The organism is Streptomyces sp. NPDC000941 (genome assembly GCF_053599555.1).
Genome location: NZ_JBSFMM010000004.1, coordinates 86,909 through 110,956 on the forward strand (window position 1 = coordinate 86,909; position 24,048 = coordinate 110,956).

Consider the following 24,048-nt stretch of genomic DNA (forward strand, 5'->3'; position numbering starts at 1 on the left):
GGCGGTTCAGGGTGCGGTGGTGAACACGAGTGAGGTGTTGTGGCCGCCGAATCCGAAGGAGTTGGTCAGCGCCGCGGCCGGCGCGGCGCCTCGTCGGGGCTGCCCCGTGACCACGTCGAGCTTGACCCGTGGGTCGAGAGCGTCGACGTTCTGGGTCGCGGGGATCACTCCGTCGCGCACCGCGAGGATCGCGGCGAGGGCGCCCACCGCCCCCGCCGCGCCGAAGAGGTGGCCGGTCATGGACTTGGTCGCGGTCACGGATGGATGGACGCCGATGGCCTCGGCGATCGACTCCGCCTCGGCGAGATCGCCCATGGGCGTGGAGGTCGCATGGGCGTGGATGTGCTCGATCGCCAGCGGGGTCAGCCCCGCGGCGGCCAACGCCATACGCATGGCGCGGACTTGACCCTCGGGGCTCGCGGCGGTGATGTGGTGGGCGTCCGAGGTGACCCCGGCCCCGGCGAGCGCCGCATGGGCGCGGGCCGCCCGGGCGGCGGCGAACTCGGCGCGCTCCAGGACGACCATGGCCGCCCCCTCGCCGATGACGAAGCCGTCGCGGTCGACGTCGAAGGGCCGGGACGCCTGCTCGGGTTCGTCATTGCGCGTAGAGTGCGCCCTGGCCTGGGCGAACCCGGCCAGCACCAGGGGGTTGACGCAGGCCTCGGTGCCGCCCGCGACGACCACGTCGGCCCGGCCGAGGCGGATCAGGTCCAAGCCCAGCGCGATCGCCTCGGCTCCCGAGGCGCAGGCGCTGACCGGGGCGTGGGCGCCGCCGCGCGCGCCGAGTTCGATGCTGATCAAGGCGGCGGGGCCGTTCGCCATCAGCATGGGGACGGAGTGCGGGGACATCCGCCGCATCCCGGAGGAGTCCATGATGTCGTTCTGGCGGAGCATGGTCAGCGTGCCCCCGGTGCCCGTGCCGATGGCCACGGCCAGCCGCTCCGGCTCGACCTCGGGGGCGCCCGCGTCGGCCCATGCCTCGCGGGCGGCGATCAGCGCGATCTGCTGGCAGCGGTCCATCCGCCGGGCCTGCACCCGGTCCAGGACCTCGGACGGGTCGACCGCCAGCCGGCCCGCGATCCGTACGGGCGCATCGAGGGCCCAGTCCTCCTCGATCCTGCTGATCCCGGATTTCCCCGTCAGCATCCCGGACCATGTCGAGGCCACATCCCCGCCGAGCGGTGTGGTGGCCCCGAGACCGGTGACCACCACCTGGTCGGTGTCAGCGCGCATCGGAACTACCCCCGTGTAGTGGACACACAACTCCCGCATAAAGTGCGGGAGGAGATCGACTTGTCGGCCACTCTGTCAGGGTGATTCCACCCGGATAGATGTTGTGATCCCAGCAGCCCGGCATCGGGATTTTGTAGGGATCGGCTATTGAAGACCAATTCGGTGACCGGGAAACCACGGAGCGTGAAAAAGGCACCGCCCCGGTCGGACGGGTGTCCAACCGGGGCGGTATAGGGCCGGAGGCGGCGGGCCGCCGGATCAGCCGAGGGTGGCGATGGCCTGGTTGAAGGTCGCCGACGGACGCATCACGGCGGCGGCCTTGGCCGGGTCGGGCTGGTAGTAGCCGCCGATGTCGGCGGGCTCGCCCTGGACGGCGATCAGCTCGTCGACGATCGTCTGCTCCTGGGCGGCCAGCGTCTCGGCGAGCGGGGCGAAGGCCTTGGCCAGGTCCGCGTCGTCGGTCTGCTTGGCCAGCTCCTGCGCCCAGTACAGCGACAGGTAGAAGTGGCTGCCGCGGTTGTCGATGCCGCCGACCCGGCGGCTGGGCGACTTGTCCTCGTTGAGGAAGGTGGCGGTGGCCCGGTCGAGGGTGTCGGCGAGCACCTGGGCCCGCGCGTTGCCGGTGGTCTTCGCGTACTGCTCGAGGGACGGCACCAGCGCGAAGAACTCGCCCAGCGAGTCCCAGCGCAGGTAGTTCTCCTTGACCAGCTGCTGGACGTGCTTGGGCGCGGAGCCGCCGGCGCCCGTCTCGAACAGACCGCCGCCCGCCATCAGCGGGACGACCGACAGCATCTTGGCGCTGGTGCCCAGCTCCAGGATCGGGAACAGGTCGGTCAGGTAGTCGCGCAGCACATTGCCGGTGACCGAGATGGTGTTCTCACCGCGGCGGATCCGCTCCAGGGAGAACTTGGTCGCCTCGACCGGGGCCATGATCTCGATCCGCAGGCCCTCGGTGTCGTGCTCCGGCAGGTACGCCTTGACCTTCTCGATCAGCTGGGCGTCGTGGGCGCGGTCCTCGTCGAGCCAGAAGACCGCCGGGTCGCCGGTGGCGCGGGCGCGGGTGACAGCGAGCTTGACCCAGTCGCGGATCGGCGCGTCCTTGGCCTGGCACATCCGGAAGATGTCACCGGCGCCGACGACCTGCTCCAGGACCACGGTGCCGGCCTCGTCGAGGACGCGGACGGTGCCCGTGGTGGGGATTTCGAAGGTCTTGTCGTGGCTGCCGTACTCCTCGGCCTTCTGCGCCATCAGGCCGACGTTGGGGACCGAGCCGATGGTGGCGGGGTTCAGGGCGCCGTTGGCCCGGCAGTCGTCGATGACGGCCTGGTAGACGCCGGCGTAGCTGCTGTCGGGGAGGACGGCGAGGGTGTCGGCCTCCTGGCCGTCGGGGCCCCACATATGGCCGGAGGTGCGGATCATGGCCGGCATGGAGGCGTCGACGATGACGTCGGAGGGGACGTGCAGATTGGTGATGCCGCGGTCGGAGTCGACCATCGCCAGGCTGGGGCCCTCGGCCAGCTCGGCCTCGAAGGACTCCTTGATCCTGGCCCCCTCGGGCAGCGACTCCACGCCCTTGAGGATGCCGCCGAGCCCGTCGTTGGGGGTCAGCCCGGCCGCGGCGAACACCTCGCCGTACTCGGCGAAGGTCTTCGGGAAGAAGGCCCGCACCCCGTGGCCGAAGATGATCGGGTCGGAGACCTTCATCATCGTGGCCTTCAGGTGCAGTGAGAACAGCACGCCCTCGGCCTTGGCGCGGGCCACCTGCGCGGTGAGGAACTCACGCAGCGCCGCCACCCGCATCACGGACGTGTCCACGACCTCGCCCGCCAGCACGGGTACCGACTCGCGCAGCACGGTGGTCGAGCCGTCGTCGCCCGCCAGCTCGATGCGCAGCGAACCGGCCTCGGAGATCACCGCGGACTTCTCGGTGGCGCGGAAGTCGTCGACGCCCATGGTGGCGACGTTGGTCTTCGAGTCGGAGGACCAGGCGCCCATGCGGTGCGGATGAGTCTTGGCGTAGTTCTTGACCGACGCGGGGGCGCGGCGGTCGGAGTTGCCCTCGCGCAGCACCGGGTTGACGGCGGAGCCCTTGACCTTGTCGTAGCGGGCGCGGATCTCGCGCTCCTCGTCGGTCTTGGGGTCGTCCGGGTAGTCCGGCAGCGTGTAGCCCTGCTGCTGCAGCTCGGCGATCGCGGCCTTCAGCTGCGGGATCGAGGCCGAGATGTTCGGCAGCTTGATGATGTTGGCCTCGGGCGCCTTGGCCAGCTCGCCGAGCTCGGTGAGGGCGTCGGGGATCCGCAGGCCCTCCTCCAGGTACTCGGGGAAGACGGCGATGAGGCGCCCGGCCAGCGAGATGTCACGGGTTTCCACAGTGACACCGGCCGTCGACGCGTAGGCCTGGACCACCGGCAGGAACGAATACGTCGCCAGGGCCGGGGCCTCGTCGGTGTGCGTATAGATGATGGTCGAGTCAGTCACCGGGTGCTCCGCTCCACGTCTGCAACATTGCTCGACATCAAGATATCTCGTCATCGGCCCCCTCCACTCGTGGCCCCTTCGAATGGGCCCACGAAAGCGTCATTGCATAAAGCTTCGGTCGGCCGTATAGTCATGCCATCAAGAGGGAGGTATCGATGTCGGTACGTGCGGCGGTGGCCGGAGCGAGTGGATACGCGGGCGGCGAGGTGCTGCGCCTGCTGCTCGCCCACCCCCAGGTCGAGATAGGCACCCTGACCGGAAACTCCAACGCCGGCCAGCGCCTCGGAGCCCTGCAGCCACACCTCCTCCCGCTGGCCGACCGGATCCTCGCGCCCACCGAAGCCGACGCCCTGACCGGGCACGACGTGGTGTTCCTCGCGCTGCCGCACGGCCAGTCCGCCGCCGTCGCGCAGCAGCTCGGCGACGAGGTCCTGATCATCGACTGCGGAGCCGACTTCCGGCTCGAGGACGCGGGGGACTGGGAGCGGTTCTACGGTTCGCCGCACGCGGGCACCTGGCCCTACGGCCTCCCCGAACTGCCCGGGGCCCGCGATGCGCTGGAGGGGTCCAAGCGCGTCGCGGTCCCAGGCTGCTACCCGACCGCCGTCTCGCTCGCGCTCTTCCCGGCGTACGCGGCGGGGCTGGTCGAGCCCGAGGCCGTGATCGTCGCCGCCTCCGGCACCTCCGGCGCCGGCAAGGCGCCCAAACCGCATCTGCTGGGCAGCGAGGTCATGGGCGCCATGAGCCCGTACGGCGTCGGAGGTGGCCACCGGCACACCCCCGAGATGATCCAGAACCTCTCGGCTGCGGCGGGCGAACCGGTCTCGGTCTCCTTCACCCCCACCCTCGCCCCCATGTCCCGCGGCATCCTCGCCACCTGCAGCGCCAAGGCCCGGCCCGGGGTGACGGCCGAGTCCGTCCGCGCCGCGTACGAGAAGGCGCTCCAGGACGAGCCGTTCGTCCACCTCCTCCCGGAGGGGCAGTGGCCGTCCACCGCCGCCGTACACGGATCGAACGCCGCGCTGATCCAGGTCGCCCACGACGCGGCGGCGGGCCGGGTCATCGCCATCAGCGCCATCGACAACCTCACCAAGGGCACCGCCGGCGGCGCGGTCCAGAGCATGAACGTCGCGCTCGGCCTCCCGGAGGAGCTGGGGCTCCCCACCACCGGAATCGCGCCATGAGCGCCGTACACCACCAAACGGGTCCCCACAGCAGGGCGAACAAGGAGTCACAGTGAGCGTTACGGCAGCCAAGGGGTTCACCGCCTCCGGCATCGCCGCGGGCCTCAAGGAGAACGGCAACCCCGACCTGGCCCTCGTCGTCAACAACGGGCCGCGGCCGGCCGCCGCCGGTGTCTTCACCTCCAACCGCGTCAAGGCCGCCCCGGTCCTGTGGTCCGAGCAGGTGCTCAAGGGCGGTACGGTCAGCGCGGTCGTCCTCAACTCCGGTGGCGCCAACGCCTGCACCGGCCCGCTCGGCTTCCAGGACACCCACGCCACCGCCGAGAAGGTGGCGGAGGTCCTGGGACACAGCGCAGGGGAGATCGCCGTCGCCTCCACCGGGCTCATCGGCATCCGGCTGCCCATGGACAAGCTGCTCCCCGGTGTGGAGAAGGCGGCGGCCGAGCTGACCGCCCACGGCGGCGACAAGGCCGCCATCGCCATCAAGACCACCGACACCGTGCACAAGACCGCCGTGGCGCAAGGGCCCGGCGGCTGGGTCGTCGGCGGTATGGCCAAGGGCGCGGGCATGCTGGCCCCGGGCCTGGCCACCATGCTCGTCGTGCTCACCACCGACGCCGACGTCGAGGCCCAGGAGCTGGACACCGCGCTGCGCGCCGCCACCCGCACCACCTTCGACCGGGTCGACTCCGACGGCTGCATGTCCACCAACGACACCGTGCTGCTGCTGGCCTCCGGCGCCTCCGGTGTCACACCTCCCGCCGAGGAGTTCGCCGAGGCGGTCCGCGAGGTCTGCGCCGATCTGGCGCGGCAGCTGATCGGCGACGCCGAGGGCGCCTCCAAGGACATCCGTATCGAGGTGGTGGGCGCGGCGAGCGAGGACGACGCCGTCGAGGTCGGCCGCTCGATCGCCCGTAACAACCTCCTCAAGTGCGCCATCCACGGCGAGGACCCCAACTGGGGCCGGGTGCTCTCCGCGATCGGCACCACCTCCGCCACCTTCGACCCCGACCAGCTCAACGTCGCCATCAACGGCGTGTGGGTATGCAAGAACGGCTCCGTCGGCGAGGACCGGGAACTGGTCGACATGCGCTACCGCGAGGTGCGCATCACCGCCGACCTGGCCGCCGGCGGCGAATCCGCCGTCATCTGGGCCAACGACCTGACCGCCGACTACGTCCACGAGAACAGCGCCTACTCGTCATGAGCCAGCCGACCGCCCGTAAACACACCGCCCTGCCCAAGGCGCGCATCCTCATCGAGGCGCTGCCCTGGCTGACCCGCCACCACGGCAAGACCGTCGTCATCAAGTTCGGCGGCAACGCCATGGTCGACGACGAGCTGAAGGCCGCCTTCGCCCAGGACGTCGTCTTCCTGCGCCACGCGGGGCTGCGCCCCGTCGTGGTGCACGGCGGCGGCCCGCAGATCAGCGCCCAGCTCGACCGGCACGGCCTGGTCAGCGAGTTCAAGGCGGGGCTTCGGGTCACCACCGACGAGGCCATGGACGTCGTACGGATGGTGCTGGCCGGACAGGTCCAGCGCGAGCTGGTCGGGCTGCTCAACCAGCATGGCCCGCTCGCCGTCGGCATGACCGGTGAGGACGCCCATCTGATGTCCGCCACCAAGCACTTCGCCGAGATCGACGGCGAGCAGGTGGACATCGGCCGGGTCGGCCGGATCACCGAGATCGACACCGGCGCGGTCCAGGCCCTGCTGGACGACGGCCGTATCCCGGTCGTCTCCTCCATCGCCCGCAGCGCCGATGACGGCCACGTCTACAACGTCAACGCCGACACGGCGGCGGCAGCGCTCGCCGCCGCGCTCGGCGCCGAGACGCTGATGGTCCTCACCGATGTGGAGGGCCTGTACGCGGACTGGCCCAACAGCGACGAGGTGATCAGCAAGCTCACCGCCAGCGAACTGGAGAAGCTGCTGCCCGAGTTGGCGAGCGGCATGGTCCCGAAGATGGAGGGCTGTCTGTACGCCGTGCGCAACGGCGTCACCACCGCGCGCGTCATCGACGGGCGGGTACAGCACTCCATCCTGCTGGAGATCTTCACCGACGAGGGCATCGGCACGATGGTCCTGCCCGACCCGGACAACGCAAACGACAAGGCTGAGGGGGCGGACCGGTGAGCAACGAGCAGCTGACGCAGCGCTGGCAAGGCGCGCTGATGGACAACTACGGCACGCCCCGAGTCCCCCTCACCCACGGCGAGGGCGCCAAGGTCTGGGACGCGGACGGCAAGGAGTACCTGGACTTCGTCGGCGGCATCGCCGTCAACGCCCTCGGCCACGCCCACCCCGCCGTCGTACGGGCCGTATCCGACCAGATCGTAACCCTCGGCCATGTCTCGAACCTGTTCATCGCCGAGCCCCCGGTGGCCCTGGCCGAACGGCTGCTGCAGCTCTTCGGGCGGCCCGGGCGGGTCTACTTCTCCAACTCCGGTGCGGAGGCCGTCGAGGCCGCCTTCAAGATCGGGCGGCGCACCGGCCGTACACATATGGTGGCCACCGCCGGCGGCTTCCACGGCCGCACCATGGGCGCCCTCGCGCTGACCGGCCAGCCCGCCAAGCAGGAGCCGTTCCTGCCGCTGCCCGGCGATGTCACCCATGTCCCGTACGGGGACGTGGACGCGCTGCGCGCGGCCGTCACCACCGACACCGCGCTGTTCATCGTGGAGCCGATCCAGGGCGAGAACGGCGTGATCGTCCCCCCGGCGGGCTATCTGGCCGCGGCGCGCGAGATCACCCGGGCCACCGGCACCCTGCTGGTCCTCGACGAGATCCAGACGGGAATCGGCCGCACCGGCCACTGGCTCGAATGCCAGGCGCAGGGCGTCGAACCCGATGTGGTGACCCTCGCCAAGGGCCTTGGCGGCGGTCTTCCCATCGGCGCGACCGTGGCCTTCGGGCCCGCCGCCGACCTGCTGACGCCCGGTCAGCACGGTTCGACCTTCGGCGGCAACCCGGTGGCGTGCGCCGCCGCGCTGGCCGTGCTCGACACCCTCGCCGCCGATGACGTCCTCGAGGGAGTCAAGCGGGCCGGGGAGCGGCTGCGTGACGGGATCGAGTCGCTCGGCCACCCGCTGATCAGCCATGTCCGCGGCTCCGGTCTGCTGCTGGGTATCGTGCTGGCAGAGTCCCTTGCGCCACAGGTGCAGCAGGCGGCTCAGGACGCGGGACTCCTGGTCAACGCGGTCGCGCCGGATGTGGTCCGGCTCGCCCCGCCGCTCGTCGTCGGCGACGAGGAGGTGGACGCGTTCCTCCGGGCCTTGCCCGGCGCCCTGGACGCCGCCCAGGGGAGACACGGGCACTGACGGATCCGGAGACTGACGAAACGATGACCGAGGCGCAGCACACCGAGGCGCAGGCCAACGGCACTTCCCACGGGAACGGCCCGGCCGTGCCGCAGACCCGCACTGCCCGGCACCGCCGGATCGTGGACATCCTGAACCGGCAGCCGGTCCGCTCCCAGAGCCAGCTCGCGAAGCTCCTCGCCGACGACGGGCTGTCCGTCACCCAGGCGACGCTCTCCCGCGACCTGGACGAACTGGGCGCGGTGAAGATCCGCAACACCGGGGGCGAGCTGATCTACGCGGTGCCGGCCGAGGGCGGCGACCGTACGCCCCGGGCCCCGCTCGGCGAGTCGGCGAGCGAGGCCCGGATGGCGCGGCTGGCGGGTGAGCTGCTGATCTCGGCGGAGGCGTCCGCCAACCTCGTGGTCCTGCGCACCCCGCCCGGCGCCGCCCAGTTCCTGGCCTCGGCCATCGACTCGGCGGAGCTCCACCCGATCCTGGGCACGATCGCGGGCGACGACACGGTGCTGCTGATCAGCCGTGAATCGGCGGGCGGCCAGGCCCTCGCCGACCATCTGCTCCGGCTGGCCCAGAAGGAGCGTTAAGTCCCTTCCGGTGGCGGGGCCGTGGAGCCGCGGACGACCAGGCGGGTGGGGATGCGCACGCGCGGCGGACGCTCGCCGGTGTGCGGGGCCTCCCGTACCAGCCGGCACGCCGCGGCGCCCGCCTCCTGGAGCGGGACGTGCAGCGCGGTGCTGCCCGGCTGGGTCATTCCGATGACGGTGAGATCGTCGGACGCCGCGAGGCTGATGTCCTCGGGCACCCGCAGCCCCGCCCCGCGCAACCCCATGAGCAGGCCGAGCAGTACATAGCTGCTGTACGCCATGACCGCGGTGACCCGCTCCGCCCGCCGCACCAGGTGTTCGGCCGCCGCCAGGCCGGCGTCGACCTGGGGCGGCACGGGGTCCAGCACGGTCAGCTCGCCGCCGCCGTCCTCGACCGCCTTGCGGGCGGCCCTGGTGCGCCGCCGGTCCATCCACGAGCCGGGCGGGCCGCCGAGGTAGGCGATGCGCCGGTGGCCGAGGCCGAGCAGATGCGTCATCAGCTCCCGTACCCCGCCGGGGGTGTCCACCACCACCCCGGGCAGGCCCGGGGTGGTGCGGTCGACCGTCACGACCGGCAGCCGCTCGGCGAGTTCGTGCAGCGTCGCGTCACCACTGACCGGGGCGACGAGGACGAGCCCGTCGACGCGCGAGCCCAGCTGCGCCGCCAGTTCCCGCTCGCGCTCCTCGGAGCGGTCGGACACCCCGAGCAGGACGTTTCCGCCCGTCTCGGTCAGCGACTCCTGGACACCGGTGACGATGGGCGGGAAGAAGGGGTTGGCGAGGGTGGGGACGATGACGCCGACCAGCCCGGTGTGGCCGGTGGTCAGGGCCCGCGCGGTGGCGTTGAGCGTGAATCCCATCTCGGCGGCCGCCTTGGCGACCCGCTCCCTGGTTTCCGCCGCCACCATGTCGGGCCTGCTGAGGGCGCGGGACGCGGTGGACGTGGACACCCCCGCGGCGCGTGCGACATCTGCCAGCCGAACCATCCGCCCCTGCCTTCTGTCGATCCGTTGCCCGTTTCCGGCCCGTTGTTGGTTACACGTTCTTTACCGGCAGCCGTTGACGGGCTCACCGGCTCCAGCGTAGCTTGCCTGCAACCGGTTGCCGCAACCGGTTGCAGACGACGTATCAGTAACATCCAAGGAGGGTCCGGCTCGTGTCACGCAGAGCGGCTTCTGGCCTCTTGCTCCTGCCGGGCGTGGCACTTCTCGCCTTCGGCTTCCTCTATCCCTTCGGCGTCACCCTGTTCGCGCCGCCCGCCGCCGAGGACCCCGATGTCCTCGGCAAGCTCGGCGGCATGCTGGGCGACGGATACGTGCTGGAGGTCGCGGCCCGCACCGTCCGGGTCGCCGCTCTGACCACGGCCATCTGTCTGCTGCTCGGCTTCCCGGTGGCGTATCTGATCGCCCGGGCGCCCCGGCGCCGCCAGGGGCTGCTGCTGGCCCTCGCGGTGTTCCCGCTGCTGCTCAGCACCGTCGTACGGACCTTCTCCTGGCTGGTCATCCTGGGCCGCAACGGGCTGATCAGCGATCTGCTGACCACCCTCGGCCTCGCCGACGGCGGCACCCAGCTGCTCTACACCGAGTTCGCCCTGATCGCCGGGCTCACCCAGCTCTTCACCCCGATCATGATCCTGACCTCGTACAGCTCGCTGTCGCATATCGACGTCAAGCTGGAGGAGGCCGCCCGCGGCCTCGGGGCGAGCCCCGGCCGGGCCTTCCGCCGGGTGGTGCTGCCGATCGCGCTGCCCGGTGTGCTGGTCGGCGCGATGCTGGTGTTCGCCGGCGCGGTCACCGCGTTCACCACCCCGCTGCTGCTGGGCGGCACCCGCAACCGCACGCTGGCAACCCTCCTGTACGACTACGCCAATGTGAAGCTCGACTGGGGAGCGGCCAGCGCGGTGGCCCTGATCATGACCGCGCTGGTGGTCGTCGCGGGCCTGATATCCGGCCGGCTGTCGAAGGTGGGTGCCGTCTGATGCGCGGACGTCCGCTCCTGACCGCCGTGGCCGCGCTGGCCATGGTCTTCCTCCTCGGGCCCATCCTGCTGGTGGTGGCCATCGCCTTCTCCTCCGGCGACACCGTGGAGTTCCCCCCGCCCGGCCTGTCGGGCAAGTGGTTCACCAAGGCGCTGGCGTACCAGCCCTTCCAGGAGGCGCTGGCCACCAGCGCGCTGGTGGCCGCCGGGGCCACGCTGCTCGCGCTGCTCGTCGGCGTCCCCGCCGCGCTGGCGATCCAGCGGCGGCGGTTCCGCGGCCGCAAGGCGGCCGAGGCGCTGTTCCTGTCCCCGGCGATCGTCCCCGAGCTGGTCCTGGGCTTCGCGCTGTTCCAGCAGCTGATGGTCACCCTGCGGATCACCGCCCTCGGGGCGCTGCTGATCGGCCACACCGTGCTGCTGCTGCCGTACGCGGTGCGGGTGACCGGCGCCTCGCTCGCCATGGCCGACCCCGCGCTCGAGGAAGCGGGGCGGGGTCTTGGCGCGGGCCCGCTGCGGACCTTCTTCCACATCACCCTGCCGGTGATGATGCCCGGGATCGTCTCCGCGGCCGTGCTGTCCTTCCTCACCTCCTTCAACAATGTGCCGCTGTCGCTGCTGCTCAACGGCCCCGGCGTGACCACCCTCCCGGTCCAGATGCTCAATTACGTCGAGTTCTCCTTCGACCCGGTCGTCGCGGCGGTGTCCACCCTGCTGCTCGCGGCCACGGTGGTCGTCGCCCTGGTGACCGAGCGGCTCGTCGGCTTCAACAAGGTCTTCGGCAAGTAGGGATGCACGCATGACAACGACGAAGACAACGACAACGATGACGAAGACGACGGCAGAGACGACGACGCCGGTGGTCCAACTCCGGTCCATCACCCGGGAGTTCGCGGGCTCGGTGGCGGTCGACTCGATCGATCTGACGGTGCGCCGCGGGGAGTTCACCGCGCTGCTCGGCCCCAGCGGCTGCGGCAAGACCACCACCCTGCGGATGATCGCCGGTTTTCTGCCGCCCACCAGCGGCACGATCCTGCTCGACGGCCAGGACGCCACCACCCTGCCGCCCGAGCGCCGCAACATCGGCATGGTGTTCCAGTCGTACGCGCTCTTCCCGCATCTGACCGTCGAGAAGAACGTCGCCTTCGGACTGCGGATGCGGGGTGTGCCCACCGCCGAGATCCGCACCCGCGTGGCCGAGGTGCTCGACCTGGTCGGCCTGGCCCACCTGGCCGGGCGCAAGCCCAAGGAGCTGTCCGGCGGCCAGCAGCAGCGGGTCGCGCTGGCCCGCGCGGTGGCCATCCGCCCCTCGGTGCTGCTGCTCGACGAGCCGCTGTCCAACCTGGACGCGCGGCTGCGGGTGCAGATGCGCCAGGAGCTGCTGCGGGTCCAGCGCGAGACCGGGCTGACGGCCATCCTGGTCACCCACGACCAGGAAGAAGCGCTCGAACTGGCCGACAACATGGTGATCCTCGACCGCGGGCGGATCGTCCAGCAGGGTCCGCCGCGCGAGGTGTTCCGGGCGCCCGCCACCCGGTTCGTCGCCGAGTTCCTCGGCTACGAGAACTTCCTCGACCTCCCCGGGCGCGGCCCGGTCACCATCCGGCCCGAGCACATCGGCGTCCTCGGCCCGGACGCCGAGCCGCCCGCGGGCGGCGAGGTGGTCGAGGCGACCGTCACCGCGGTCCGCTTCCGCGGCACCGACTTCGCGGTCACCGCCGCCGTCGGCGACCGCACCCTGCACGCCATCACCACCGACGAGACGCTGCGCGCGGGCGCGTCGGTACGGCTCCATCTGCCCCTGGGGCAGGCCATCCCTCTGCCCCGCGACGACGGCGCCGCTCGGCTCGGCAAAAACCCTCACCAGGAGTGTCCCGCATGATCCGCACCGCCAGACTCACCACCGGCGCCCTGGCCGCGTCCCTGATCGCCTTCACCCTCTCCGGCTGCGCGGAGAGCGCCAAGGCCGACCCGAAGAAGCTGACGGTGAGCACCTTCGGCTTCGGGGCCGACCGCTTCGAGGAGACGGTGATCAAGCCGTTCGAGAAGAAGACCGGCATCGATGTCACCCTGGAGACGGGGGCCAACGCGGACCGGCTGACCAAGCTGCGGGTCAACAAGAACGACCCCACCGTGGACGTTGTGATGATCTCCGACCTCTTCGCCGCCATGGGCCAGAAGCAGGGCCTCTTCGACAAGGTCGACCCCAAGAAGGTCCCCAACATGGCGAAGATCTACGACTTCGCCAAGAGCCAGGACGGCTACGGCCCGGCCTACACCTACCAGCTGCTCGGGATGCTCTACCGCACCGACAAGGTCAAGCAGCCGCCCACGCTGGAGAGCCTGTGGGACGCGAAGTACAAGGGCAAGGTCGCCGTCCCCGACCTGTCCACCAGCGCCGGCGTCCCGTTCCTCCAGGCCGTCTCCGCGACGTACGGCTCGGGCCCCAAGGACACCGACACCGGCTTCAAGAAGCTCTCCGACCTCAAGCCCAATGTGCTGAAGTTCTTCAACCGCTCCACCGAGCTGGTCAGCCTCCTCGACCGCGGCGAGGTCGAGATGGCCCCCGGCCTCGACCTGTTCGCCGTGGACCCGGCCAAGGCCGGCAAGCCCATCGGCTGGGTGCCGTTCGACAAGGGCCGCTACGTCGCCGCCAACACCGCCCAGATCGTCAAGGGCGCCAAGAACAAGGCGGGCGCCGAGAAGTTCCTCGACTACCTGCTGTCCGCCGACGTCCAGGAGAAGGCGGCCGCCTCCTTCAGCGACAAGCCGGTCAACAAGGACGCCAAGGTCCCCGCCGCCATCACCAAGGTGTCCGGCGAGGCCGCGAGCGACCCGGCCGCCGCCGGGTTCACCTCGCCCGACCTGAAGTACTCCGTCGAGCACAACGACGCGTGGGTGGACCGCTTCCAGCGCGAGGTCTCCGGATGAGCCAGGCCCCCAGGCGGGTCGTGATCGACTGCGACCCGGGCATCGACGACGCCATCGCCCTCTTCCTGGCGTACGCGTCGCCGGAGCTCGAGGTCGCGGGCGTGACCACGGTCGCGGGCAACGTCGGCCTCGACCAGGTGGTCGACAACGCCCTGCGGCTGTGCGACCTGATCGGCGGACCCGCCGCGGCCACCCCCGTGCTCCGCGGCCACGCCGGGCCGCTGGCCCGGGTGCCGCGCCACCCCGACGAGCCGGTGCACGGCGCGTACGGCCTCGGCGGCGTCGAACTCCCCGCGGCCGCCCGCGCCGCCCACCCCGGCCACGCCGTGGACTGGATGGCCGAGCAACTGCGCGGCGCGGGCCCGGGGGAGATCACCCTCATCGCCACCGCGCCGCTCACCAACGTCGCCGCGCTGCTGCACACCCACCCCGACACCCGCGCTCTGCTGCGGGAGATCGTGGTCATGGGCGGCGCGGCGTTCGCCCCGGGCAACACCACCCCCGCCGCCGAGTTCAACTTCCACGCCGACCCGGAAGCCGCCCGCTACGTCACCGAGTCCGGCGTCCCGCTGCACATCGTCGGCCTCGACGTCACCCGTAAGGCCCTCACCCCGCTCGCCGACGCCGACGCGCTCGTCGCCGACGGCGCGCCCGTCACCACCGCGGCCGGGCGGATGCTGCGCCACCTCATCGACCGCTACGCCCGCCGCCACCAGGTGCGCGCCTGCGCCGTGCACGACGCGCTCGCCGTGGCCGCCGCCGTCCGCCCGGAGCTGCTGGAGTGGACGGAGGCGTGGGTGACCGTCGAGTGCGCGGGCGAGTTCACCCGCGGCGCCCTGGTGGCCGATGTGCACGGGCGCACCGGCCTGGCGCCCAACGCGCGCGTGGCGACCGGCGTGGACACGGAGGCGTTCCGCGTCTTCCTGATGTCCCGGCTGCGCGGCCACTACGGCGCGGACACCACCCCCGCGCCGTAACGGCCGCACCCCTCACCAAAACCCCCAGAGCAGGAAGCGAGCAGGAGACCCCATGCCGATGCCAAGCCGCTGCGACCTCCTCATCCGTGGCGCCGGCGTCTTCTCGGTGCACACCGGCGAGATCCTGCCGGCCGACGTGGTGGTGACCGGCGACCTCATCCGCGCCGTCACCGCCCCGGGCGTGCGGATCGAGGCCGAGCGCGTCCTGGACGCCGACGGGCTGATCGTCGCGCCCGGCTACATCGACGCCCATATGCACATCGAGAGCTCGCTGCTCACCCCCGCCGAGTTCGCCCGGATCACCCTGCCCCGGGGCACCACCACGGTCCTCGCCGACCCGCACGAGATCGTCAACGTCGCGGGGCGCGAGGCCATGGCCTGGATGATCGAGCAGGGCCGCGGGGCCGAGCAGACCATGCTGTGGGCCGTGCCGTCGTGCGTGCCCGCGCTGGAGGGCTTCGAGACCGCGGGCTCCTCGCTGACCGCCGAGGACATCGCCGAGATGCTCGACTGGGACGGGGTGACCACCCTCGGCGAGGTGATGGACTACCGCGCCGTGGTCGCGGGCTCCCCGCGGATGCGCTCGATCGTCGACGCGGCGCGGCGCAAGGGCGTCCGCCTGGACGGCCACTGCCCCAACCTGACCGGCGACGACCTCGGCGAATACCTGTGGGCGGGGATCGACTCCGACCACACCAAGAACACCCCCGAGGTCGCGGTCGAGAAGGCGCGGCTCGGCATGCTGCTGATGCTGCAGGAGAAGTGCCTGAGCGCCGAGCTGGTGCGCCGCCTCCACGAGCTCCCCGTGCTGCCCGACTTCTGCCTGGTCACCGACGACCTGGCGGCCGACGCCATCCTCGACCGCGGACACCTGGACCACATCGCCCGCGTCGCGCTCGACGTCGGGATGAGCCCGGCCACCGTACTGCGCGCCCTGACCCTGCACCCGGCCCGCCGCCTGGGCCTGGACGACCGGGGCGTGGTGGCCCCCGGCAAGCGGGCGGACCTGGTCCTGCTGCGCGCCCTCGACGACCCGACACCGGTGACGGTGGTCTGCGGGGGCCGCGTCGTGGCCGAGGAAGACACCGCCGGGCCGACGCACACCGCAGGGCTGACGGATGCCGTCGGGCCGGCGCACACCGCCGGGCCGGCGCCCGACAACCCCTTCGCCGACTCCGTCCGCCTCACCCCGCTGGAGGAGGCCGACTGCGTATGGCACGCCGACCTCCCCGACGGGGAGCACACCTTCCGGGCGCTGCGGGTCAACCCCGTCGACACCTTCACCGAGCCGGCCGAGGTCGTGCTGCCCGTACGCGACGGGGTCGTGCACTGGGAGGGCAGGACGGCCGTGCTCGCGGTGTACGAACGCCACCACGGCACCGGCCGCCGGACGATGGCCCCCGTGGTGGGCTTCGACCTCGCCAAGGGCGCCACCGCCACCACGTACGCGCACGACAGCCACAACCTCACCGTGGTGGCCACCGACGCGGGCGCGCTGCGCCGGGCGGCCAACCGCGTCATCGGCTCGCACGGCGGGATCTGCGTGGCGGTGACCGGGCGGCCGGACGTCCATCTGCCGCTGCCCGTGGGCGGCGTGATGTCCACCGCGCCCGCACCCGAGGTCGCGGCCGGCGCGGGCGCCGTACGGGAGGCGCTGCACGGGTGGGGCTGGCTCCACCGCAACGCCTTCATGAGCGTGTCCACCATGACCCTCCCGGTGTCGCCCCAGATCAAGCTGACGGACCTGGGTCTGGTGCGGGTGGTCGACCGGGCCTGGGAGGACCCGGTCGTCGCGTGACCCCCGCCGTCAGCTCTCCGCCGCTCGGCGCGAGCGGTGGGACATCCAGGCGGCGACCAGCGCGCCCGAGATGTTGTGCCAGACGGAGAAGACGGCGGCCGGGAGCGCGGCCAGCGGGCTGAAGTGCGCGGACGCCAGTGACGCCGCGAGGCCCGAGTTCTGCATGCCGACCTCGAAGGCCATGGCCCGCCCGGCGGGCTCGCCGAGGCGGGCGGCGCGGCCCGCCGCGTAGCCGAGCGCGAGCCCGAGGCCGTTGTGCAGCACGACGGCCAGCAGCACCAGCGCGGCGGCCGACTTGATGGCGTCCGCGCTCGCCGCCACCACGACCGCCACGATCACGGCGATGGTGGCGGCCGACAGCCAGGGCAGCAGCCCCAGCACCCGCCCGAGATAACGCCCCGCCAGCAGCCGTACGACCACACCCCCGACGACCGGCAGCAGCACCGTCTTGAGGATGTCGGTGACCATCGACCCGGCGTCCACCGGCAGATACTCCCCGGCCAGCAGCAGCGTCAGCGGCGGGGTGACCAGCGGGGCGAGCACCGTGGAGACGGTCGCCACCGAGACGGACAGCGCCACATCGCCGCGCGCCAGGTACGTCACCACATTCGAGGCCGTACCGCTCGGGGCGCAGCCGACGAGGATCACACCGGCCGCCAACTGCGGTGACAGGCCCAGGGCATGGGCGATGAGCCACCCCAGGCCCGGCATGATCACATAGTGCGCCACCAGGCCCAGCGCCACCGCCCAGGGACGCTTGAGCACGCCGGTGAAGTCATGCGCGGTCAGGGTCAAGCCCATGCAGAACATGATCGTTCCCAGTAGGTAGGGAACGTTCGGCGCCCATCCGCTGAAGGTGCCGGGCGTGGCCAGGCCCGCCGCGCCCGCGGCGAGGACCAGGAGGGGGAAGACGGTGACGGCCCGTCTGGCCGCCCGGTCGGCGGTGGCGGGCTGCGGCGGTGTCGGCGGCGCCGTGGCGTCCGCCCTGCGGCTCGTATCTTCGGATCGCACCGCGTGATCGAACGCCCTCGGCGGGGCGCCGCGCAACACCGTCTCGTTATGTGGTCCCTACACGCAATTTGGGTCACCGCGCGCAAATGGTGTCTCAGGCCGTGCTTCAGGCGATGCCGCGGACGGTGCCGCGGGCGGTGCCTCAGGCCGTACGCGGCGGCAGCGGGAGCGGCAGACCGGGCAGCCCGTCGATGCTCGAGGCCACGTGCTCCTTCTTCTCGAAGTACGCGCTCAGCGTGTCCCCCGTCTCGCGCCGGAAGCGGTCGGCGTGCAGCGCACGGTCCTCCCGGTAGTCCATGAAGGGGACCGCGAACCCACAGGTGTCCCGGATCAGCTCCGCCGTCACGACGATGATCGCCCGCAGCCCGTGCTCGGCCACGTCGATGTCCGGGAAGTGCTCCAGCAGGCCCGGGAAGCGCGGGTCGTCGAGGAAGACGGGCTCGCCGCGGCCGTGCACCCGCACGATGTTCGGCGGGCCGGTGAAGGCGCACCACATCAAGGTGATCCGGCCGTTCTCCCGCAGATGGGCGATGGTCTCCGCGTTGCTCCCGGCGAAGTCCAGATAGGCCACCGTCAGCTCGTCGAGAACGGCGAAGGAGCCGGTCAGCCCCTTCGGGGAGAGATTGACCGTGCCGTCCCCGGCGAGCGGGGCGGTGGCGGTGAAGAAGATCTTCTGCTCTTCGATGAAGGTGCGCAGCCTGCCGTCAATGCGTTCATAGACCTTTCCCATGAGGCGCATTATCCGGGCGACGGGGTGGCGCGGCCGATGTTTTCATGGGGCATGCGGGACGGCAGCGGAAACGGGATCCGACCCGACCCGGCCCGGAGCCACCTGCCCCTGCCGGCCGAGGCGGTCGGCGGCTGAGGTTCTTGAACCTCAGACGCACATCGCCGCGTCGTACCGGGCGAAGCCGCTCGTCTGCCAGGTCGTGCCGTCGGACGTGACGGCGAACGCCGCCGCATCCGGCAGCCGCTGCAGCCAGGGGCGGGCCCGCTCGGCGCCCATCGCGCACGCCGCGGTGGCCCAGGCGTCCGCGTCCGTGAGGCTCCGGCACACCACGGTGACCGAGGCGAGCGGATCCGCGGGGGGCGCGCCGGTGTACGGATCGAGGATGTGGCAGCCGCGCTCGGCTGGGCCCGAGGTCGCCACGGCCAGCTCGTCGCGGGCCTCCACCACGGCGGCCAGCTCCCCGGGGCGCAGCGGATCGGCGATGCCCACCCGCCACGGCCCGCCGTGCGTCTGGATGTCCCCGCCGCCGTTGACACACACCGACCCGGCCCCCGCCGACGCCAGCATCTGGGCGGCGCGCTCCACCGCCCAGCCCTTGACCAGACCGGTCGGATCCAGCTGCCCGGCGTAGCGGGCGCTGAACCAGCCGTCGCTGAGCCGATCGGCCTCCTTGGCCAGCCGCAGCACATCCCGTACGTCCGCATCGCACTGCGACACATCGAGTTCGCCACGGTGCAACCGGCTGATCTGGCTGTCCGCCCGCCAGGTGGAGAAGAGCTCGTCGACCCGGTGCAGCCAGGCCGCCGCCCCGTCCAGCGCGGCCCGCACCCGGGGCCGGCCCGCTTCGGGCACCTCACGGACGTCGAGGGAGAAGACCGTGCCCATGGTCTCCTCGACATGCAGCATCCGCCGCGGCTCGCCGTCCATCACAGACCGGCCTTGTCCAGCGCGCTCTGCAGGGACTTGCGGTAGCCCTCGCTGGTGTACGTGGCGCCGGACACGGTGTCGATCTTCGCGCTCTGGGCGGTCAGTGCGGCCTTGTTCAGCTTGGGCACCGAATCGGCGGCGATCTGGTCGCTCTGCGGGCCGGAGTCGGGGGTTTTGACGGCCGTGGCTCCGGTGATCTTGCCGCCGCTGACGGTCACGCTCACCTGGACCGGGCCGTACTGGGTCTGGGCCGCGTCGCCGGTGACCGTACGCGCGCCACCGCCATTGCCGCCACCACCACCGCCTCCGCCATCGCCGCCATTGCCCCCGCCGGGTGCCGCCGGCGCGGTGGCGGGCGCCTGCGGCGCCTGTGCGGGGTTCTGCGGATCGGCCGCGGCGACCGGCTCCGACCCGGGCTGCTTGAGTGCGAGCAGCAACACGACCCCGGAGACGGTGGCCGCGGTGCCCAGCATGATCCGGCGCAGCGGATGTTTCCTCTTCATGACTCCGCCTCCCTTACATTTCGAAGGACTCGTGGTGGATACGGCGGTCGGGCACTCCGGCCTCGCGCAGCGCCGCGTATGCGTGCTCGGTCAGGCCGGGAGGCCCGCACAGAAAGACGTCGTGCCGGTCGATATCGGGCAGTACCGAGCGCAGCCGCTCGGGGGTGATCTCGGGGCGTGCGCCGTCCGGTCCGTTCACGGCGTACAGCAGCCGGGCCCCGCGCTCCTCGGCGATCCGCTGGAGCTCGTCCCACAGCGCCAGGTCCTCCATGCTGCGGGCCCGGTAGAGCAGTGTGATGTCGCTGCCGCGGCCGGGCAGCGTCTCGAACAGCGCCCGCAGCGGGGTGATCCCCGCACCGCCCGCGATCATCAGCACCTTGCTGCGGCTGCGCCGCCCGGTGGTCATCGCCCCGTACGGCCCCTCGGCCCACACCCGCGTCCCCGGCTCCAGCGTGGCGAGCGCCGTACTGTGCCCGCCCACCGCCTTCACCGTGATCCGCATACGCTCCTCCTGCGGGGGCGCGGACAGTGAGTAGGGGTGGGAGCCCCACCGCAGCCCCGGCGCCAGGAACCGCCAGCGGAAGAACTGCCCGGGCTCCGCGCCCAGCCGGTCGAGGTTCCGCCCGCCGATCACCACCGAGACCATGCCGGGCGCCTCGGGGACGACGGCCAGCACCCGCATCCGGTGCCGCAGATTCAGCCCCACCGGCACCAGCACCCGGTACCACACCATGGCGGCGGTGACGCTGCCGTACAGCGCGTACCAGCCGATGCGCGCCATGTCGTCGGCGACGAACTCGGCGCCGGCGGTCAGCTGGTGCCAGAAGGCCAGGAACACGCCCGCGTACGTCAGCAGATGCAGGTAGTACCAGGCTTCGTACGGCATCCGGCGGCGCACCACGCCCGCCGAGATCAGGCCGACCAGCAGCAGCAGCCCGGTGCCGACCACCGCCTTGATCATGTCCGGGTACTCGGTCACCACCGTCACGGTCTGGTCGACGAGGCTCGTCTGCGCCTGGGCCGAGTACCCCCAGATGATCAGCACGATATGGGCGAGGATCAGGCACAGCGTGTACCGGCCGCTTATGGCGTGCCACCGCGCGACCCGGTCCGACCCCACGCGCCGCTCCAGCGCCGGAACCCGCGCCATCAGCAGCACGACCAGCGCGATGGAGTACCCGCTGAGCAGCCCGGTCAGCCGTCCCCCGCCGACCAGCCACTCGGCGTTGCCGACCACGTTCGGGGTGTTCTGCCACCACAGCGTCACCACCGCCGCGGCCCCCGCCCAGCTCAGCAGGATCAGCGGCACCGCGGGAGAGCGGCGGGGACGGATGCGCCGCATCACCTCCCGCCGGTCGGTCGGGCTGTTCGTCACCGTCGTCAACGGCCTGTCCCCTTTCGCACGCGTCCGCGCGTCACCGGACGGCTCCGGTGCCGGGGAGTACGGCTCGGGGGCGCCGACGTCTCAATGGGCGCCGAGGAATCATGGAATCGGGGCGGTGGACGATGCGATATCGGGCGAATCGCCGCAGCCGTGCCGGGTCGGGCTGTCTGGCGCGGCTGGGGCTCGTTGACGAAATATTCGGAGGAGTGCATACTTATGCCAGCTAGTGCATGAATCCAAAGGAGAACCCTGTGACCGAGCGCGTCGTACTCGCCTACTCCGGCGGCCTTGACACCTCCGTCGCCATCGGCTGGATCGCCGAGGAGACGGGCGCCGAGGTCATCGCCGTCGCCGTGGACGTCGGCCAGGGCGGCGAGGACCTGGACGTCATCCGCAAGCGCGCGCTCGCCTGCGGGGCGGTCGAGGCGGAGGTCGCGGACGCCAAGGACGAGTTCGCCGACGAGTACTGCCTCCCGGCGATCAAGGCCAACGCGCTGTACATGGACCGCTATCCGCTGGTCTCGGCGCTCTCCCGGCCCACGATCGTCAAGCACCTGGTCGCCGCCGCGAAGAAGCACGGCGCGACGACCGTCGCCCACGGCTGCACCGGGAAGGGCAACGACCAGGTCCGCTTCGAGGCCGGAATCTCCTCGCTGGCCCCCGGCCTGAAGTGCATCGCCCCGGTCCGCGACTACGCGATGACCCGGGACAAGGCCATCGCCTTCTGCGAGGCGAAGCAGCTGCCGATCGCGACCACCAAGAAGTCCCCGTACTCCATCGACCAGAACGTCTTCGGGCGGGCCGTGGAGACCGGCTTCCTGGAGGACATCTGGAACGCGCCGATCGAGGACGTGTACGAGTACACCTCGAACCCGGCCACCCCGCGCGAGGCCGACGAGGTGATCATCACCTTCGACAAGGGCGTCCCGGTCGCCATCGACGGCCGGCCGGTCACCGTCCTCCAGGCCGTCCAGCAGCTCAACGAGCGGGCCGGGGCCCAGGGCGTCGGGCGGATCGACATGGTCGAGGACCGGCTCGTCGGGATCAAGTCACGGGAGGTCTACGAGGCCCCCGGCGCCATCGCGCTGATCACCGCCCACCAGGAGCTGGAGAACGTCACCGTCGAGCGCGAACTGGCCCGCCACAAGCGCCAGGTCGAGCAGCGGTGGAGCGAGCTCGTCTACGACGGGCTGTGGTTCTCCCCGCTCAAGCGGGCCCTCGACGGCTTCATCGCCGAGGCCAACGAGTATGTCTCCGGTGACATCCGGATGACCCTGCACGGCGGCCGCGCGGTGGTCACCGGCCGCAGGTCCGACCAGTCGCTGTACGACTTCAACCTGGCGACCTACGACACCGGCGACACCTTCGACCAGTCGCTGTCCAAGGGCTTCATCGAGATCTTCGGCCTGTCCAGCAAGATCGCGGCCGGCCGGGATCTAGAGCAGAGCTGACCTGAGCTGAGCAGGGCTGAGGCAGCCAGTAACCTGCATGTCACAGCCGCCTCCTCGCCCCCGGCGGGGAGGCGGCCGCACATCCACACCCCTCAAGGAGCAACGCGTGAGCAACGGCAACAACGGTGACGTACGCCTGTGGGGCGGGCGCTTTGCCGACGGGCCGTCCGAGGCACTGGAGAAGCTGAGCGCCTCCGTGCACTTCGACTGGCGCCTGGCGCCGTACGACATCGCCGGCTCCCGCGCCCACGCCCGCGTCCTGCGCGCGGCGGGGCTGCTCACCGAGGACGAGCTGGAGCGGATGCTGGCCGGGCTCGACCTGCTGGAGGCCGACGTCGCCTCCGGCGAGTTCACCGGCACCATCGCCGACGAGGACGTGCACTCCGCGCTCGAGCGCGGCCTGCTGGAGCGGATCGGCCCCGACCTCGGCGGCAAGCTGCGCGCCGGGCGGTCCCGCAACGACCAGGTCGCCACGCTCTTCCGGATGTATCTGCGCGACCACGCCCGGATCGTCGGCGGCCTCATCGCCGATCTGCAGGGCGCGCTGGTCGGCCTCGCCGAGGCCCACCCGGACGTCGCCATGCCCGGCCGCACCCACCTCCAGCACGCCCAGCCGATCCTCTTCGCCCACCACGTCCTGGCCCATGCCCAGGCGCTGTCCCGGGACGCGGAGCGGCTGCGGCAGTGGGACGTGCGCACCGCCGTCTCGCCGTACGGAGCGGGCGCGCTGGCCGGCTCCTCGCTGGGTCTCGACCCGCAGGCGGTCGCCGCCGACCTGGGCTTCGAGGGCGGCTCCTCGGCCAACTCCATCGACGGCACGGCCTCCCGCGACTTCGTCGCCGAGTTCGCCTTCATCACCGCGATGATCGGCATCGACCTCTCGCGGATCGCGGAGGAGATCATCATCTGGAACACGAAGGAGTTCTCCTTCGTCACCCTCCACGACGCCTTCTCCACCGGCTCGTCGATCATGCCCCAGAAGAAGAACCCGGACATCGCCGAGCTCGCCCGCGGCAAGTCCGGCCGCCTGATCGGCAACCTCACCGGCCTGCTCGCCACCCTCAAGGCCCTGCCCCTCGCGTACAACCGCGACCTCCAGGAGGACAAGGAGCCGGTCTTCGACTCCTGCGACCAGCTGGAGGTCCTGCTCCCCGCCTTCACCGGCATGATGGCGACCCTCACCGTCAACCGCGAGCGTATGGAGGAGCTGGCCCCCGCCGGGTTCTCGCTCGCCACCGACATCGCGGAATGGCTGGTCAAGCAGGGCGTGCCGTTCCGTGTGGCACATGAGACGGCGGGAGAGTGCGTCAAGGAGTGCGAGCGGACGGGCATCGAGCTCGACCAGCTCACCGACGAGCAGTTCGCGAAGATCTCCCCGCACCTGACGCCGGAGGTCCGCACCGTCCTCAACGTCCCGGGCGCCCTCGCCTCCCGCAACGGGCGGGGCGGCACGGCCCCCTCGGCGGTGGCCGCGCAGCTCGTCGAGGTGAAGGCGGACCTGGCGGCGCAGCGGGAGTGGGCGGACGCCCAGCGCTGACGTACGGTGCTGCTGGCCCGACGGCC

At 71.5% G+C, this 24,048-nt stretch carries 21 protein-coding genes; 13 read left to right on the forward strand and 8 right to left on the reverse strand.

Going from position 1 to position 24,048, the window contains the following annotated elements:
- Positions 1 to 6: 6 nt before the first annotated feature.
- Both ACWDSL_RS02675 and ACWDSL_RS02680 read right to left on the reverse strand, forming a co-directional pair.
- Complete coding sequence (locus ACWDSL_RS02675) at positions 7 to 1,233, reverse strand: beta-ketoacyl-[acyl-carrier-protein] synthase family protein (protein ID WP_450480976.1); 1,227 nt, start codon at positions 1,231 to 1,233, stop codon at positions 7 to 9.
- 258 nt (positions 1,234 to 1,491) lie between these two features.
- The gene (locus ACWDSL_RS02680) at positions 1,492 to 3,711 is read right to left on the reverse strand and encodes an NADP-dependent isocitrate dehydrogenase (RefSeq protein ID WP_450480978.1); all 2,220 of its coding nucleotides are present in this window, start codon (positions 3,709 to 3,711) and stop codon (positions 1,492 to 1,494) included.
- Between the two features lie 155 nt (positions 3,712 to 3,866).
- On the opposite strand from ACWDSL_RS02680, the gene argC reads away from it, so the two are divergent.
- The 5 genes from argC to ACWDSL_RS02705 are packed head-to-tail and all read left to right on the forward strand — an operon-like array spanning position 3,867 to position 8,799.
- Entirely contained in the window at positions 3,867 to 4,895 is a 1,029-nt protein-coding gene (gene argC, locus ACWDSL_RS02685) for an N-acetyl-gamma-glutamyl-phosphate reductase (protein ID WP_450480980.1), read from the forward strand.
- Between the two features lie 52 nt (positions 4,896 to 4,947).
- Complete coding sequence (gene argJ, locus ACWDSL_RS02690) at positions 4,948 to 6,102, forward strand: bifunctional glutamate N-acetyltransferase/amino-acid acetyltransferase ArgJ (RefSeq protein WP_450480982.1); 1,155 nt, start codon at positions 4,948 to 4,950, stop codon at positions 6,100 to 6,102.
- The gene (argB, locus tag ACWDSL_RS02695) at positions 6,099 to 7,031 is read left to right on the forward strand and encodes an acetylglutamate kinase (RefSeq protein ID WP_450480984.1); all 933 of its coding nucleotides are present in this window, start codon (positions 6,099 to 6,101) and stop codon (positions 7,029 to 7,031) included. Before argJ ends, argB begins: the two co-directional genes overlap by 4 nt.
- Positions 7,028 to 8,215: an acetylornithine transaminase gene (locus ACWDSL_RS02700; RefSeq protein ID WP_450480986.1), complete on the forward strand. Its 1,188-nt coding sequence runs from the start codon at positions 7,028 to 7,030 to the stop codon at positions 8,213 to 8,215. Before argB ends, ACWDSL_RS02700 begins: the two co-directional genes overlap by 4 nt.
- Before the next feature lie 23 nt (positions 8,216 to 8,238).
- Positions 8,239 to 8,799: an arginine repressor gene (locus ACWDSL_RS02705; RefSeq protein WP_450480988.1), complete on the forward strand. Its 561-nt coding sequence runs from the start codon at positions 8,239 to 8,241 to the stop codon at positions 8,797 to 8,799.
- On the opposite strand, the gene ACWDSL_RS02710 is transcribed toward ACWDSL_RS02705, so the two are convergent.
- Positions 8,796 to 9,785 carry a LacI family DNA-binding transcriptional regulator gene (locus ACWDSL_RS02710; RefSeq protein WP_450480990.1) on the reverse strand — a complete coding sequence of 330 codons (990 nt, stop codon included), beginning with the start codon at positions 9,783 to 9,785 and terminating at the stop codon, positions 8,796 to 8,798. The genes ACWDSL_RS02705 and ACWDSL_RS02710 overlap by 4 nt on opposite strands.
- A gap of 212 nt (positions 9,786 to 9,997) precedes the next feature.
- Here ACWDSL_RS02710 and ACWDSL_RS02715 point away from each other — a divergent pair, with 212 nt between their 5' ends.
- Genes ACWDSL_RS02715 through ACWDSL_RS02740 form a run of 6 tightly spaced genes read left to right on the forward strand, consistent with a single transcriptional unit; the run spans position 9,998 to position 16,479 of the window.
- Positions 9,998 to 10,777 (forward strand): ABC transporter permease, encoded by a 780-nt coding sequence (locus tag ACWDSL_RS02715; protein ID WP_450480992.1) that lies wholly within the window; start codon positions 9,998 to 10,000, stop codon positions 10,775 to 10,777.
- On the forward strand, positions 10,777 to 11,562 hold the full coding sequence (locus ACWDSL_RS02720; protein ID WP_450480994.1) for an ABC transporter permease: 786 nt from the start codon (positions 10,777 to 10,779) through the stop codon (positions 11,560 to 11,562). The genes ACWDSL_RS02715 and ACWDSL_RS02720 overlap by 1 nt, the downstream gene beginning before the upstream one ends.
- Before the next feature lie 10 nt (positions 11,563 to 11,572).
- Positions 11,573 to 12,655: an ABC transporter ATP-binding protein gene (locus tag ACWDSL_RS02725; RefSeq protein ID WP_450480996.1), complete on the forward strand. Its 1,083-nt coding sequence runs from the start codon at positions 11,573 to 11,575 to the stop codon at positions 12,653 to 12,655.
- Positions 12,652 to 13,704 carry an ABC transporter substrate-binding protein gene (locus ACWDSL_RS02730; protein ID WP_450480998.1) on the forward strand — a complete coding sequence of 351 codons (1,053 nt, stop codon included), beginning with the start codon at positions 12,652 to 12,654 and terminating at the stop codon, positions 13,702 to 13,704. The genes ACWDSL_RS02725 and ACWDSL_RS02730 overlap by 4 nt, the downstream gene beginning before the upstream one ends.
- On the forward strand, positions 13,701 to 14,681 hold the full coding sequence (locus ACWDSL_RS02735) for a nucleoside hydrolase (protein WP_450480999.1): 981 nt from the start codon (positions 13,701 to 13,703) through the stop codon (positions 14,679 to 14,681). The genes ACWDSL_RS02730 and ACWDSL_RS02735 overlap by 4 nt, the downstream gene beginning before the upstream one ends.
- A 52-nt stretch (positions 14,682 to 14,733) precedes the next feature.
- Positions 14,734 to 16,479: an adenine deaminase gene (locus ACWDSL_RS02740; protein WP_450481001.1), complete on the forward strand. Its 1,746-nt coding sequence runs from the start codon at positions 14,734 to 14,736 to the stop codon at positions 16,477 to 16,479.
- 9 nt (positions 16,480 to 16,488) lie between these two features.
- Here ACWDSL_RS02740 and ACWDSL_RS02745 read toward each other — a convergent pair whose 3' ends face one another.
- From ACWDSL_RS02745 to ACWDSL_RS02765, 5 genes are all read right to left on the reverse strand, one after another.
- Positions 16,489 to 17,490, reverse strand: coding sequence for a bile acid:sodium symporter family protein (locus ACWDSL_RS02745; protein WP_450481003.1), 1,002 nt, complete (start codon positions 17,488 to 17,490; stop codon positions 16,489 to 16,491).
- 142 nt (positions 17,491 to 17,632) lie between these two features.
- The gene (locus ACWDSL_RS02750) at positions 17,633 to 18,220 is read right to left on the reverse strand and encodes a pyridoxamine 5'-phosphate oxidase family protein (RefSeq protein WP_450481005.1); all 588 of its coding nucleotides are present in this window, start codon (positions 18,218 to 18,220) and stop codon (positions 17,633 to 17,635) included.
- Between the two features lie 147 nt (positions 18,221 to 18,367).
- On the reverse strand, positions 18,368 to 19,147 hold the full coding sequence (locus ACWDSL_RS02755) for an FAD:protein FMN transferase (RefSeq protein WP_450481007.1): 780 nt from the start codon (positions 19,145 to 19,147) through the stop codon (positions 18,368 to 18,370).
- Positions 19,147 to 19,650, reverse strand: a complete 504-nt coding sequence (locus ACWDSL_RS02760) for an FMN-binding protein (protein WP_450481009.1) — start codon at positions 19,648 to 19,650, stop codon at positions 19,147 to 19,149. The genes ACWDSL_RS02755 and ACWDSL_RS02760 overlap by 1 nt, the downstream gene beginning before the upstream one ends.
- A 13-nt stretch (positions 19,651 to 19,663) precedes the next feature.
- Positions 19,664 to 20,992: a ferredoxin reductase family protein gene (locus ACWDSL_RS02765; protein ID WP_450481069.1), complete on the reverse strand. Its 1,329-nt coding sequence runs from the start codon at positions 20,990 to 20,992 to the stop codon at positions 19,664 to 19,666.
- A 293-nt stretch (positions 20,993 to 21,285) separates the two neighbouring features.
- On the opposite strand from ACWDSL_RS02765, the gene ACWDSL_RS02770 reads away from it, so the two are divergent.
- Both ACWDSL_RS02770 and argH read left to right on the forward strand, forming a co-directional pair.
- Complete coding sequence (locus ACWDSL_RS02770; protein WP_450481011.1) at positions 21,286 to 22,485, forward strand: argininosuccinate synthase; 1,200 nt, start codon at positions 21,286 to 21,288, stop codon at positions 22,483 to 22,485.
- A 106-nt stretch (positions 22,486 to 22,591) separates the two neighbouring features.
- On the forward strand, positions 22,592 to 24,022 hold the full coding sequence (gene argH / locus ACWDSL_RS02775; RefSeq protein WP_450481013.1) for an argininosuccinate lyase: 1,431 nt from the start codon (positions 22,592 to 22,594) through the stop codon (positions 24,020 to 24,022).
- The last annotated feature ends 26 nt before the right edge of the window (positions 24,023 to 24,048 follow it).

Excerpts from the sequence above, each read along its gene's own strand:
- ACWDSL_RS02755 (WP_450481007.1), bottom strand. The coding sequence starts at position 19,147 with ATGGACGGCGAGCCGCGGCGGATGCTGCATGTCGAGGAGACCATGGGC.
- ACWDSL_RS02705 (WP_450480988.1), top strand. The coding sequence starts at position 8,239 with ATGACCGAGGCGCAGCACACCGAGGCGCAGGCCAACGGCACTTCCCAC.
- ACWDSL_RS02710 (WP_450480990.1), bottom strand. The coding sequence starts at position 9,785 with ATGGTTCGGCTGGCAGATGTCGCACGCGCCGCGGGGGTGTCCACGTCC.
- ACWDSL_RS02750 (WP_450481005.1), bottom strand. The coding sequence starts at position 18,220 with ATGGGAAAGGTCTATGAACGCATTGACGGCAGGCTGCGCACCTTCATC.
- ACWDSL_RS02740 (WP_450481001.1), top strand. The coding sequence starts at position 14,734 with ATGCCGATGCCAAGCCGCTGCGACCTCCTCATCCGTGGCGCCGGCGTC.
- ACWDSL_RS02735 (WP_450480999.1), top strand. The coding sequence starts at position 13,701 with ATGAGCCAGGCCCCCAGGCGGGTCGTGATCGACTGCGACCCGGGCATC.
- ACWDSL_RS02720 (WP_450480994.1), top strand. The coding sequence starts at position 10,777 with ATGCGCGGACGTCCGCTCCTGACCGCCGTGGCCGCGCTGGCCATGGTC.
- ACWDSL_RS02730 (WP_450480998.1), top strand. The coding sequence starts at position 12,652 with ATGATCCGCACCGCCAGACTCACCACCGGCGCCCTGGCCGCGTCCCTG.
- argC (WP_450480980.1), top strand. The coding sequence starts at position 3,867 with ATGTCGGTACGTGCGGCGGTGGCCGGAGCGAGTGGATACGCGGGCGGC.
- ACWDSL_RS02765 (WP_450481069.1), bottom strand. The coding sequence starts at position 20,992 with ATGCGGCGCATCCGTCCCCGCCGCTCTCCCGCGGTGCCGCTGATCCTG.
- argB (WP_450480984.1), top strand. The coding sequence starts at position 6,099 with ATGAGCCAGCCGACCGCCCGTAAACACACCGCCCTGCCCAAGGCGCGC.
- ACWDSL_RS02760 (WP_450481009.1), bottom strand. The coding sequence starts at position 19,650 with ATGAAGAGGAAACATCCGCTGCGCCGGATCATGCTGGGCACCGCGGCC.
- ACWDSL_RS02725 (WP_450480996.1), top strand. The coding sequence starts at position 11,573 with ATGACAACGACGAAGACAACGACAACGATGACGAAGACGACGGCAGAG.
- ACWDSL_RS02675 (WP_450480976.1), bottom strand. The coding sequence starts at position 1,233 with ATGCGCGCTGACACCGACCAGGTGGTGGTCACCGGTCTCGGGGCCACC.